Raw genomic sequence first — 12,073 nt, forward strand, 5'->3', positions numbered from 1 at the left:
CGTGACCTCCCCTTGTCTCGGTCAGGAAGCAACTGTGGCGGCTGCGACCGGCCGCTTTGCTGGCGTCCAGCGAAACGCCGCGCCGAAACGATTCCAGACGTTGATCGAGGCGACCGCTGACGTCAGGTACGTCAGTTCCGTCTCGGAGAATTCGCCAGACGCTTCCGCGTAGACCTCCTCGCTGACGCCATCGGGCAGACAGGTCAGCGCCTCGGCCCAGGCCAGCGCCGCACGCTCGCGCGGCGAAAAGATCGGCGCCTCGCGCCAGACCGCGACCAGATGAAGCTTGTCGACAGGAACGCCGATCCGTTCCGACAGCAGGACGTGGTGCTGCACGCAGAAGGCGCAACCATTGATCTGAGAGGCGCGCAGCTTGACGAGCTCGAGCAGCTGCTTGTCGAGGCCGGCCTTGCCCGCCAGCTGGCCCAGCGCAAGCACCAGATCATACGCGTCCGGCGCGATCCTCTTGAAATCCTCGTATTCGCTGCGGGCGTGCGACATTGCCGTTCACCTCGGATTGTTATAAGTGTTCTTATATATTATCAGAGCTCTTATATGACACGCAAGACCGCTGCCATTACAAGACTGAAAAACGTGCGCAAGGCACCCGCGCCTGCCGACGACACCACGCGTGTCCCCGCTCCCGGCGAAGGCAAGCGCGGCGAGCAGGGCTATCTCGGCTATCTCCTGCGTCAGGCCCATGCCGCGGTTCGCCTGACGATGGAACGGACTCTCGCCGATCTCGGCGTGACGTCGCCGCAATTTGCGGTATTGACGATGCTCAACGCCTATCCGGGCTTGTCGGGGGCCGATGTCGCCCGCCTCACCTTCCTGACGCCCCAGACCGTCGGTGTCATTGTTCGCAACCTCGAACGCGACGGCGCGATTGTGATGACACCTCATCCCGTCCACGGCCGCATCCTGCAATGGACGCTGACGCCGCGCGGCGCGACGCTGTTGAACGCGTGCCGGCAGCGTGTGCTCGAACTGGAGAAGCGCCTGGCTCGGGATCTGGATTCAAAGGCGGAAACCACGATCCGGCGCTGGCTTGCCGGAATCGCGAAGGATCTGCAGGGGGACTAGGGTCTGTACCTAAATAGCGCCACGTGATTCTCTTGCCTACGTGTTGATTCGGAGGCGAGAGAATGCGCGCTGGTTTGTTTTGGCTGAACGACAGGCAATGGGCGCGTATCGAACCGCATCTGCCGAGGGGACTGACGGGGCCGGATCGGGACGACGACCGACGCATCGTCAGCGGCATCATTCACATGCTGCAATCGGGTGCACGATGGCGTGATTGTCCACGTGAATACGGCCCTTACACGACGATCTACAATCGCTTCAATCGCTGGGCCAAGCGAGGACGATGGTGCGCAATCTTCGAAGCGCTGGCCAAGCCTGGCGAAGACGGCGTCGTACTGTCGCTCGACTCGACCTCGATTAAAGCTCACCGGTGTGCCTCCGGCGGGAAAAGGGGGGAGCACAATCAAGCAATCGGCCGCTCGCGCGGAGGCCGCACGACAAAAATCCATGCGCTGAGCGATCCGCTCTGCCGGCCGGTCGTCCTGCATCTGACTCCAGGCCAGGATGCCGATATCGCTGCGGCTCCCGATGTCCTGGCGCTCGCGCCACCCATGAGCGTGCTCCTCGCCGACAAAGGGTATGATGGCGACAAGCTTCGCGGCGAAATCATTCGTCGTGGCGCCAAGCCCGTAATCCCCAATAAATCTAACCGTGTCGTCATCCATCGCTTCAACAAACGCGCCTACAAAGGACGAAATGTCATCGAACGCTGCTTTTGCAGGCTCAAGGACTTCCGGCGCATCGCCACGCGATATGACAAGCTCGCCCGTAATTTTTTGGCCGCTGTTCATCTCGCCGCTCTCGTCGCATATTGGCTCAATTGAGTCTGGACCCTAGGCCACCGACATTCGCAGACGTTGGTTGCCGCCTCTGCTGCAGCAGCAGCGAGTCTATCCGCCCTTCAACGCGTTCTTGACCTCGCCGTCGGGCCAGGTCTTGTCCGCCGCGATCACCCGCACGCGGCTTTGATCGGCGGTATTCACCAGCACGTGCGAACTCATCGCGTCAAGGCTCTGCTCGAGACGCAAGTCGGTTTCTGGCTTCCAGCTCAGCGTGGTCGCGAGGTCGCCGGGGAAAATCTGCCACTGCGATCCGTCGTCGAGTTCGACGACATGGCTTTCCGCATGCGTGCGTATCTTCATTCGACCCCGATTCGATTTGCCGATCGTGCGAGAAAGGCCCCGGCATCAAGCCGGGACCCTGCTCCGTCAGTCGTTGTCGTGAATGACGGTCTTGCTGCGGTTGCCGAATTCATCTTCCTTCTTGATCACCGTGGTGCGGTCGGCGGGCTCGCGTTCCCTGATGACAGTGGTGCGGTCATGGTCGCGGTCGCGCTCACGATATTCGTGCGACTGGCCGACCGTTACGCCTGCGCCGGCCGGGCCGACGTGAACGCCAACCTCGTCGGCGAACACAGGCGCTGCGACGGCGGTGACCATGGCTGCGACAAGCAGATATTTCCTCATCTTCTCCTCCTTCCCGGTGTGTGGAGGGAATGCGGGAGTGCGACACTTGTTCCGGTGGGAACCGCCGACGCAATCAGGCAGAATTCTCGCATCGCCGCCGTTCCAGGAACCGACTCACACGCGCCATGTTTCCGGCTAGAATGCGCCCATGACGCACGCCGATTCTTCGCCTCGTCCAACTCGCCGCGCTCTGCTCCAATCGGCGTTCGGGGCAGCCGCCTTGCTCGCCGTCCCGACGCGCGCTCTCGCCGCGCCTCCGGGCTTCGACGAATGGCGCGAGAGCTTTCGCGCCCGCGCGATGGCGAAAGGTATTTCAGCCGCGACATGGCAGCGCGCGATGGGGCGGGTCGAGCCGGACATGAGCGTGTTCAAGCAGATGCGCAACCAGCCGGAATTCAACGAACAGCTCTGGCAATACATCAACCGCCGCGTCTCCGACTGGCGCATCATCAACGGCAAGATCGCGCTGAAGAACAACGAGGCGCTGCTTGCGCGCGTCGAGCGCGATTTCGGCGTCGAGCGCGGCACGCTGCTGGCGCTGTGGGGCGTCGAGTCCGCCTATGGCGATCCCCTGGTGCAGCAGAACCACATGAGGCCGGTGTTTCCCTCGCTGGCCGCGCTCGCCTGGAACGAGCCACGCCGCAAGGCCTATTGGGAGACCGAATTGATCAACGCGCTGCGGATCGTCGACAAGGGCTGGAGCACGCCGGACGAAATGCGAGGATCCTGGGCCGGCGCGATGGGGCATTCGCAATGGATGCCGGAGGTCTGGCTCAATGTCGGCATCGACTATGACGGCGACGGCAAGGTGTCGCCATTCGGCAAGCCCGATGACGCGCTGGGCTCGACGGCAAAGTATCTCGTCAATCGCGGCAAGTGGCATCGCGGCGAGCATTGGGGCTACGAGGTGCGCGCGCCTCGGCAGCGTGAGCGGAAGCCGCACCTACGCAGCGTGGCAGGCGGCCGGCGTCACCCGCGCCGACGGCCAGCCGTTTCCGCAGCCGAACGCATCCGCGCAGATGTGGACGCCGGTTGCGGGCGGGCCGACCTTCCTGCTCGGACCGAATTTCTATTCGGTGAAGAGCTATAACCCTTCCATGAACTATGCGCTGGCGATCTGCCATCTCGGCGACCGCTGCCTGGGAGCGCCACCCTTCATCCAGCCCTTCCCCGGTTCGGAGCGTGCGCTGACGCTGGCCGAGGTGCAGGAGATGCAGACGCGCCTGACCAAGGCCGGCTTCGATACCGGCGGCACCGACGGCCGCGTCGGCAACGACACGATGAAGGCGGTGAAGGATTTTCAGCAGCGCGCCGGTATCACGCCGGCGGATGGCTATGGCGGGCTGAAGGTGCTGGCGAAGCTGCGGCAGGGCTCGTAGGCGCGCACTCTCTCACCCCGCCATCCGGGGCGCGCCACTTGGCGCGAGCCCGGAAGCCATTTTTCTGCCTGACTTGATGCACGATGGATTCCGGGCTCGCGCTTCGCGCGCCCCGGAATGACAGTCTGCCTCAGTGCCTGTATTGCGGCTCTTCCGCATCGAGTTGGCGGCGGATGGCGGCGAGGTGCAGCCGCGCGGATTCGGTATCGCCCTCGCGCATCTGCTTGTAGGTCGCGGCCGCAATCGCGGGATCGACCGGCAACACCTTTCGTCCCGTCGACATCGCCAGCACCTGCACCTCGGCGGCGCGTTCGAGGTAGTAGAGATCGTCCCAGGCCTCTGCGATGGTCGGCGCCAGCACCATCACGCCGTGATGCTTCATGAAGACGATGTCGGCATCGCCGACGGCGGAGGCTATGCGCGCGCCTTCGCGGTTGTCGAGCGCAAGGCCGTTGTAATCGCGATCCACCGCGGTACGGCCGTAGAATTTCAGCGCGGTCTGGCCGGCCCAGATCAGGGGATCGCCCTCGGTCATCGACAGCGCCGTGGCATAGGGCATGTGGGTGTGGAAGGCGACCTTGGCGCGCGGAAGGCGCTTGTGCATCTCGGCATGGATGTAGAAGGCGGTCGCCTCCGGCACACCCTCGCCGTCGAGCACGTTGCCGTGGAAGTCGCAGATCAGGAGCTTCGACGCAGTCAACTCGCGGAAGGCGTAGCCGTAGGGATTGACGAGGAACAGATCGTCATGGCCGGGCACGACGGCCGAGAAGTGGTTGCAGATGCCTTCCTCGAAGCCGTTGCGCGCCGCCATGCGGAAGCAGGCGGCCAGATCCTCGCGCGCGGTGCGGATCGCGTCGGTCGCGAGGTCCGGCCGGTTGGAGCGGAATGGAGCGGGCGCGGGTGAGGAAGCGTGAAGGCTGTGCGCCATGGCGAAGGACACCTCTGTCGGTCGGGAGCTGCCAGCCTTGTACAGGGACTGCGCCTGCGCGTCAGCCCCTGCAACCGCCGCCCTGCCCTGCGCGCGCTCAGGTCCGCCGCGGCACGCCGCCCGCGTTCATGCCGCCGTCGATGACGAGCTCGCTGCCGGTGACATAGCGCGAGGCATCGGACGCCAGATACAGCACGCCGGAGGCGATCTCCGCGGCATGGCCGGCGCGGCCGAGAGGCGTGACGACACGCGCGCGCTCCTCCGGATCGATCGGCGCGTTCTGGCCGGCGCCGGACGCCCCCGTCGGGATCTTGCCCCAGATCGGGGTATAGATGATGCCGGGGTGAACCGAGTTGACGCGGATGCCGTCGCCCGCCGCCGCGCACTCCATCGCGATCGATTTGGCGAACAGCCGCACGCCGCCCTTGGTCGCCGAATAGGCCGACAACCCGGGCGAGCCGCGCAAGCCCGCCAGCGACGACATCATGACGATCGAGCCGCCGCCGGCCTTGCGCATCAAGGGCAGGCTATGCTTGACCGAGAGGAACACGCCATCGAGATTGATCGCATTCTGCTTGCGCCAGTCAGCGAGCGTCATGTCGACGATCGAGGGCACGGCGATGCCGATGCCGGCGTTGGAGACCATGATGTCGAGCCGGCCGTAGCGCTTGGCGATCTCGGCGACGACCTCAATCCAGCGCTCCTCGCTGGTGACGTCCTGCTCCAGGAAGATCGCCTTGCCGCCGGCCTTGGTGACGCGCCTGGCGAGCTCCGGGCCGCGCAGCTCGTCGATATCGGTGATGACGACCGCGGCGCCTTCGCGCGCGAACAGCTCGACGATGGCCTCGCCAATGCCGGAAGCGCCACCGGTCACCAGCGCGACCTTGCCCTCAACCTGTCCTGCCATGTTCACTCCCTTTTTTTGTTGTTTGAGCGCGTTATCTTTGCGCATGATCTTGTCGGATCATGCGTCATCTAATCACGGATGGCCCTTGATCGGGTAGCGCGACGTCGACGACGCGGAATTGCACGCGCTCGGCGCCCTGGTAGCGGTCGACCGAGAGCGAGCCCGCGACATGCAGCTGCTGGCCCCGATTGGCGAGCAGCGCATTGCCGAGCTTCTGGCCGACCGAACGGAACGCGATGCCATTGACAATGGCGCCGTCGCCCGACTTGAAGCGCAGGCGCAGATGCGCCTGGCCGACCTCGTCGGCGAACACGAGCTGGTGCGCCGGCAGTGCCAGCACGGGCTCCGGATTGCCGCTGCCGAAGGGACCGGCACGGTTGAGCGTCGCCGCAAGCTCCGGCGTCACCGCACGTGCGGAGACCGCGCCGTCGATATAGAGCTCGTTGACGTGGCGCGCCTCCGCGACATCGCGTGCCAGCGCGTTTTCGAGATAGGCGCGGAATTCGGCGAGCTTCTCTTTCCGCAGCGTCACGCCGGCGGCCATCGCGTGGCCGCCGCCCTTGAGCAAGATGCCGTCGGCAACCGCCTGCCGCACCGCCTTGCCGAGATCGACGCCGGCGATCGAGCGGCCCGAGCCGGTGCCGATGCCGCCGGGCTCCAGCGCAATGGCAAAGGCAGGCCGCGAGAACTTCTCCTTCAGGCGGGAGGCGACGAGGCCGACCACGCCGGGATGCCAGCCTTCCGAGGCCGTGACGATCACGGCGAGCTTGTCCTCCAGCCCGATCGAGGCCAGTGCCTCGGCTTCGGCCTGGGCTTCGGCGGCCTGCTCGATGACGCGGCGTTCGCTGTTGAGGCGATCGAGCTCCGCGGCGATCCGCGCAGCCTCGACGCTGTCGCCCTCCAGCAGCAGCCGCACCCCGAGATCGGCGCGACCGATGCGGCCGCCGGCATTGACGCGCGGCCCCAGCATGAAGCCGAGATGCCAGGCCTCCGGCGGGCCGTTGAGCCGCGCCACGTCCATCAGTGCGGTATGCCCGACATGGTCGCGCCGTCGCAACGCGATCAGCCCCTTGGCCACGAAGGCGCGGTTGAGACCGATCAGCGGCGCCACGTCGGCGACCGTGCCGAGCGCCACGTGATGCAGCATGCCGAGCAGATCGGGCTCCGGCATCTCGGAGGTCCAGAAACCGCGCTGGCGCAGCTCGCGGTTGACGGCGACCAGCGTCACCAGCACGAGGCCGACGGCGGCGAGATGACCGAGGCCGGAGAGATCGTCAGGGCGGTTCGGATTGACCAGCGCATCGACTTCGGGAAGATCGAGCCCGCATTGGTGGTGGTCGATCACGACCACGGACATGCCGAGACGTTTTGCTTCTGCGAGCGGCTCGATGCTGGTGGTGCCGCAATCGACGGTAACGAGCAGCGTCGCGCCCTTCGCTGCAAGCGCCCGCACCGCCTCGGTGTTGGGGCCGTAGCCTTCGAATATCCGGTCGGGAATATGGATCAGCGGATCGAGCCCGCAATGGCGCAGGTGCCAGGCGAGCAACGCCGCCGACGTGGCGCCGTCGACGTCGTAGTCGCCGAAGATCGCGACCTTCTCGCCCCTCGCCGCCGCATCGGCGATCCGCTTGGCGGCGGCCTCCATCTCCGTCACCGTGAACGGGTCCGGCAGCAGCTTTCGGATGGTCGGATCGAGGAAGTCGGGCACGGCGTCGATATCGATCCCGCGGCCGGCCAGCACCCGCGCCAGCAGCTCCGGCAGTTGGTGCCGCTGCACGATCGCGAGCGCCTGCGCCGCCCCGCGGGCGTCCAGGCGGTCGCGCCAGAGCTTGTCGGTCAGCGAGCGCGCCACGCCCAGGAAAGCTTGGGGGGCTTCGACGGGCAAGGCGGTGGCGGGCGGCGTCATGGCGGAGGCAACTTGGTGGGAGCTCGGGATCCAGGCGATCACGCGGACGCACGGTCACTGGGCTGTCCGGAGGATTGGCCGGCAATCGGCCGGGATTTGCAACGGCCCGACCGCACAAAGCGGTGGATGGCCGCTCGGCCGGCCGGGGTGACTACCATTTAGGCATTCCGCGGAACAGCAAATTAAGCAGGCGTTAGGCGGAATCTTCGAAAAAGAATCGTATTCGATCTGTAAGTCGTTGTTCCCCGTTCATTGCAGATCAGGCCTCATTGCCAAGGGAAGCTCCCCGATGTCTGCTGCGCTGGGTCTGAAAGCCAAGCCGATTGCCCCCGAAGCTACGGACGATGATTCCGACATCTCCGCGCTGATCAACCGCCTCACTGCCGAGGTCAACCAGATCGCGATCGACAAGACCAAGTCGATCCAGCAGATCACCAACCAGATGAAGATGCTGGCGCTGAACGCGCTGATTGAGAGCTCGCGCGCAGGCGCGCAAGGCGCGGGCTTTGCGGTGGTAGCGCAGGAGGTGCGCGGCGTCGGCCAGCAGGTCGAGACCATCGCGCGCGAGCTCGAAACCCAATTGACGAAACGCACCGGCGATCTCGTCTCCTCGATCGAGCGCATGAGCCAGCGTTCGCGCGGCGAGCGCATGGTCGACCTGTCGCTGAACGCCATCGAACTGATCGACCGCAATCTCTATGAGCGCACCTGCGACGTGCGCTGGTGGGCGACCGATTCCGCCGTGGTCGATTGCGCGGCCTCGCCTGGCGCAGCGGCCGTCTCCCATGCCTCGCAGCGCCTCGGCGTGATCCTGGGGGCCTACACGGTCTATCTCGACCTCTGGCTCTGCGATCTCGACGGCAACGTCATCGCCAACGGCCGCGCCGACCGCTTTCGCGTCGTCGGCCAGAACGTCGCCCACACCAGATGGTTTCGCGAGGCGCGGTCCTTGCGCTCCGGTGACGACTATGTCGCCGGCGACGTCGAGAACCAGCCGCTGCTCGGCAACGCGCAGGTCGCGACCTATTGCGCCAGCGTCCGCGACGGCGGCCAGGCCAATGGCGCGCCGATCGGCGTGCTCGCCATCCACTTTGACTGGGAGCCGCAGGCCCGCGCCATCGTCCAGGGCGTGCGCGTCGGCGACAGCGACAAGGCCCGCGTGCTGCTGGTCGACTCGAATTTTCGCGTGATCGCGGCCTCCGACGGCCAGGGCATCCTCAGCGAGCGCATCTCGCTGTCGCTGGATGGCCAGCGGTCCGGCTTCTATCAGGACCGCTCCGGCACGATGGTCGCCTTCCATGCGACGCCGGGCTACGAGACCTATCGGGGCCTCGGCTGGTATGGCGTGATCGTCTGCGGGGCCTGAGGCGAGCAGCGGCCGCTTGCGAAGCCGATCGTTCTCGCCTGCCCGATCAAAATGCTGGAAAACAACCCCATGCACAGTAGCCTAGGGGTTGTTTTCATTGGTGTTTCTCAAGGGCTTCCCTGCCGTCTTGCCTCCGTCAAAACGCTTTGACATGTCGGGCAAAACACTGGCAATCTGTGATCATCGCAGGTTGTGTGCACGGCATGAGGGACTGATCCCTTCCGATGCGATCTTGTGATATCGCAGCCCAGCTTCTGAAGCATTTTCCGGCAAGGCTCGCCCGTTACAGGCAAGAGCCTGCGCCGCGACTCGCATAGAGTCCTTTCGCATCACGTCGATCGACGTGACAGCGCGAGCTCCCCTGGTTCGTCTCGCGCTCCGACATACCGAGGAGACATGCCATGAAGATCGTCGTGATCGGCGGAACCGGCTTGATCGGATCGCGGCTCGTCGCGAAGCTCAAGCAGCAGGGCCACGAGGCGGTGGCAGCCTCGCCGAAATCGGGCGTGAACGCCGTGACCGGCGAAGGCCTTGCCGCCGCGCTGGCAGGCGCGGATGTCGTCGTCGATGTCGCCAACGCGCCGTCCTGGGAGCCGGCTGCCGTGCTCGAATTCTTCCAGCGGTCGAGCACGAATCTCGGCGCGGCAGAGGCCGCAGCAGACGTGAAACATCACGTGGCGCTCTCGATCGTCGGTACCGACCGTGCGCCCGACAACGCCTATTTCCGTGCCAAGCTGGCGCAGGAAACCATCATCAAATCCGCCTCGGTCCCCTACTCGATCGTGCGCGCCACCCAGTTCTTCGAATTCCTCGGTGCCATCGCCGAAACAGGGGTGATCGATGGCAAGATCGTCGTTCCTACGGCCCAGTTTCAGCCAATCGCGGCCGACGACGTCGTCGATCGTCTCGCGGAGGTCGCAACGGGCAAGCCGCTCAACGGCACGATCGATATCGCAGGACCCGAGAACGCCCCCTTCAATGAATTCATCGCACGGCGCCTGAAGGCATCCGGCGATGTCCGCCCAGTGGTGGGAGATCCGAAGGCGCCATATTACGGCGCCCTCATTGACGATAGGTCGCTAACCCCGCTCGGCGAGGCGCGGCTGGGGAAGACGCCGCTCGCAACATGGCTCGCGAGCCTCTGAAGTTCCGCCAGACTCAATCACGATGGAAATGACAAGGAAGGGGAATCCCATGCGCAGATTGCTGATCGCAACCGCGGTTTATGCCGCATCTTTCCTGGCGGCCCATGCAGCCGAGACCGCCGCACCCTTGGCCGCACCCTCGGCCAAGGTCACGATCGTCTTTGACCAGGCGCTGCCAAATGTCCCCGGCAAGAGCATGAAAGGCGTGCTGGTCGAATACGGGCCCGGAGGCTCCTCGCCGGCGCACATTCACGCGCCGACCGCCTTCATCTATGCCACCGTCCTCGAAGGCGCGATCCGCAGTCAGGTCAATGATGGCCCGGCCAAAGTCTTTCACAAGGGAGAGAACTTCTCTGAAAGGCCCGGCGACCGCCACGCCGTCAGCGCCAATGCCAGCAATAGCGAGCCCGCGAAGCTGCTTGCCGTCTTCGTGGTAGATACGACCGACAAGGAGCTGACGACGCCGATCGCGAAGTAGCACCGGGCCAACAGGCGGCCTTGCTGCTTCGAAGCCAGCATCGTTGCGACGCAGCCACGAAGGCCACGTTCGCGTTGAAGGCATTCGCCGGCCGGCAGTCAAACTCTTTCCCGCGATCGCGCCGGTCAGGCGACCAGCAGACACAATCGCGACACAAACCTTGATTGCATTACGCCAGATCTGTTGAATCGTTCTGACGGCAAGAACGTCGGCGACGGCGTGCATGCCATGCGCCGGAATTGCCATACCAGCCTGGACGAGCAGCGATCATCTCCCAACCAATTCCACTTGCTAGCTTGTCCAAACCAGCGCAGCATTGTGCGGTCGGCTCCAGGCCGGTCGCAACGCGCAGACAATTGCGCAAGATACGCAATACAAAAGACTAAAGCGGAGGAAACACATGACAATCGATGTCTCTCGTCGGTCCCTGCTCGCACTCGGGGCGGGTCTCGGCGCCAGCGCCATGCTCGGCAGCAGCGCGCTGGCGCGGGCTCCCAAGCTCGGCACGCAGACACCCTACTGGCACCGCTTCATTCTCGGCGACGCCGAGGTGACGGTCGTATCCGACGGGCCGCTGCCGCTCGGCGACCCCTCAGGGACCTTCACCGGCGTTCCCAAGGAAGAGGTCAAGAAGATGCTCGCCGACAATTTCCTGTCGCCGGACAATGTCGTGCTGGAGCAGAACTCACCGATCGTGAACACCGGCGACAAGCTGATCCTGTTCGATACCGGCATGGGCAGCTCGAAAATGTTCGGCGCCAGCACCGGCCGGCAGCAGAAGAGCATGACCGAGGCCGGCATCAAGCCGGGCGACATCGACGCCGTGGTGTGCTCGCATGCCCATATCGACCATATCGGCGGCATCGTCGACGAAGGCGGCAAGCCGCTGTTCCCGAACGCGCAGGTCTACATCTCGCAGATCGATTTCGACTTCTGGACTGACGAGGCCAAGCTCGGCAGCCCGGCCAAGGACTTCGTCGTTCACGCCCGCAAGAACCTGCTGCCGGTGCGCGACCGCATCGTGTTCTTCAAGGACGGCCAGGAATTCCTGCCCGGCGTGCAGGCGATCGCGGCGCCCGGCCACACCGTGGGCCACACCATCTTCCTGGTCTCCTCGGCGGGGAAATCCTTCGCCTTCCTCGGCGATCTCTCGCACCATTCGGTGCTGCTGCTGGAGCGGCCGCGGATGGAGTTCTCCTACGACACCGATCCGAAGCAGGCGGCGGACACGCGCGTCAAGCTGCTGACGATGCTTGCGGCCAACAAGACCCCGGTGATGTCCTATCACTTCGCCTGGCCCGGCTACGGCCATGTCGCCAAAGCGGGCGACGGATTCCACTACTATCCGGAACCGATGAAGATGACGCTGTAGGCCGGCAAATCAGCTCCGGGCGGCGCGAGCCGCCCGGGACCGA

12 protein-coding genes and 1 pseudogene are annotated in these 12,073 nt (G+C 65.0%); 7 read left to right on the forward strand and 6 right to left on the reverse strand.

The genetic code is table 11. The annotated features are described in order from the left end of the window. Window positions 1–21: 21 nt before the first annotated feature. On the reverse strand, window positions 22–501 hold the full coding sequence (locus tag ABIF91_RS38150) for a carboxymuconolactone decarboxylase family protein (RefSeq protein WP_028177550.1): 480 nt from the start codon (window positions 499–501) through the stop codon (window positions 22–24). Between the two features lie 54 nt (window positions 502–555). Here ABIF91_RS38150 and ABIF91_RS38155 point away from each other — a divergent pair, with 54 nt between their 5' ends. Together ABIF91_RS38155 and ABIF91_RS38160 are read left to right on the forward strand one after the other, a co-directional pair. Further along, a complete protein-coding gene (locus ABIF91_RS38155) occupies window positions 556–1,083 on the forward strand; it encodes a MarR family winged helix-turn-helix transcriptional regulator (RefSeq protein ID WP_028177551.1) in 528 nt (175 codons plus the stop codon). A 40-nt stretch (window positions 1,084–1,123) separates the two neighbouring features. Beyond that, window positions 1,124–1,907 (forward strand): IS5-like element ISBj2 family transposase gene (locus ABIF91_RS38160; RefSeq protein ID WP_424579715.1). Its coding sequence is split into 2 segments (ribosomal slippage): window positions 1,124–1,159 and window positions 1,161–1,907, totalling 783 coding nucleotides; the frame shifts between segments, so codons are not numbered across the junction. Between the two features lie 66 nt (window positions 1,908–1,973). Here ABIF91_RS38160 and ABIF91_RS38165 read toward each other — a convergent pair. After that, window positions 1,974–2,225: a hypothetical protein gene (locus ABIF91_RS38165; protein WP_028177552.1), complete on the reverse strand. Its 252-nt coding sequence runs from the start codon at window positions 2,223–2,225 to the stop codon at window positions 1,974–1,976. Between the two features lie 66 nt (window positions 2,226–2,291). Further along, window positions 2,292–2,549, reverse strand: a complete 258-nt coding sequence (locus ABIF91_RS38170) for a hypothetical protein (RefSeq protein ID WP_028177553.1) — start codon at window positions 2,547–2,549, stop codon at window positions 2,292–2,294. A 148-nt stretch (window positions 2,550–2,697) separates the two neighbouring features. On the opposite strand from ABIF91_RS38170, the pseudogene ABIF91_RS38175 reads away from it, so the two are divergent. Further along, window positions 2,698–3,928 (forward strand): annotated as a pseudogene (locus ABIF91_RS38175) (lytic murein transglycosylase). A gap of 130 nt (window positions 3,929–4,058) precedes the next feature. On the opposite strand, the gene ABIF91_RS38180 reads toward ABIF91_RS38175, so the two are convergent. The 3 genes from ABIF91_RS38180 to recJ all read right to left on the reverse strand — a co-directional run bounded on the left by ABIF91_RS38180 (window position 4,059) and on the right by recJ (window position 7,669). Continuing rightward, window positions 4,059–4,856: an aldolase gene (locus ABIF91_RS38180; protein ID WP_028177555.1), complete on the reverse strand. Its 798-nt coding sequence runs from the start codon at window positions 4,854–4,856 to the stop codon at window positions 4,059–4,061. Between the two features lie 97 nt (window positions 4,857–4,953). Next, complete coding sequence (locus ABIF91_RS38185; RefSeq protein ID WP_028177556.1) at window positions 4,954–5,763, reverse strand: SDR family NAD(P)-dependent oxidoreductase; 810 nt, start codon at window positions 5,761–5,763, stop codon at window positions 4,954–4,956. Window positions 5,764–5,827: 64 nt separating this feature from the next. Further along, complete coding sequence (gene recJ / locus ABIF91_RS38190) at window positions 5,828–7,669, reverse strand: single-stranded-DNA-specific exonuclease RecJ (protein ID WP_028177557.1); 1,842 nt, start codon at window positions 7,667–7,669, stop codon at window positions 5,828–5,830. A 289-nt stretch (window positions 7,670–7,958) separates the two neighbouring features. On the opposite strand from recJ, the gene ABIF91_RS38195 reads away from it, so the two are divergent. From ABIF91_RS38195 to ABIF91_RS38210, 4 genes are all read left to right on the forward strand, one after another. After that, window positions 7,959–9,035 carry a methyl-accepting chemotaxis protein gene (locus ABIF91_RS38195; protein WP_028177558.1) on the forward strand — a complete coding sequence of 359 codons (1,077 nt, stop codon included), beginning with the start codon at window positions 7,959–7,961 and terminating at the stop codon, window positions 9,033–9,035. 401 nt (window positions 9,036–9,436) lie between these two features. Further along, window positions 9,437–10,180, forward strand: a complete 744-nt coding sequence (locus ABIF91_RS38200; RefSeq protein ID WP_028177559.1) for an SDR family oxidoreductase — start codon at window positions 9,437–9,439, stop codon at window positions 10,178–10,180. Window positions 10,181–10,229: 49 nt separating this feature from the next. After that, entirely contained in the window at window positions 10,230–10,658 is a 429-nt protein-coding gene (locus ABIF91_RS38205) for a cupin domain-containing protein (protein WP_028177560.1), read from the forward strand. A gap of 400 nt (window positions 10,659–11,058) precedes the next feature. Continuing rightward, on the forward strand, window positions 11,059–12,030 hold the full coding sequence (locus tag ABIF91_RS38210) for an MBL fold metallo-hydrolase (RefSeq protein WP_028177561.1): 972 nt from the start codon (window positions 11,059–11,061) through the stop codon (window positions 12,028–12,030). Window positions 12,031–12,073: the final 43 nt, after the last annotated feature.

The organism is Bradyrhizobium sp. USDA 241, from assembly GCF_049739505.1.
Classification (GTDB): Bacteria; Pseudomonadota; Alphaproteobacteria; order Rhizobiales; family Xanthobacteraceae; genus Bradyrhizobium; species Bradyrhizobium liaoningense.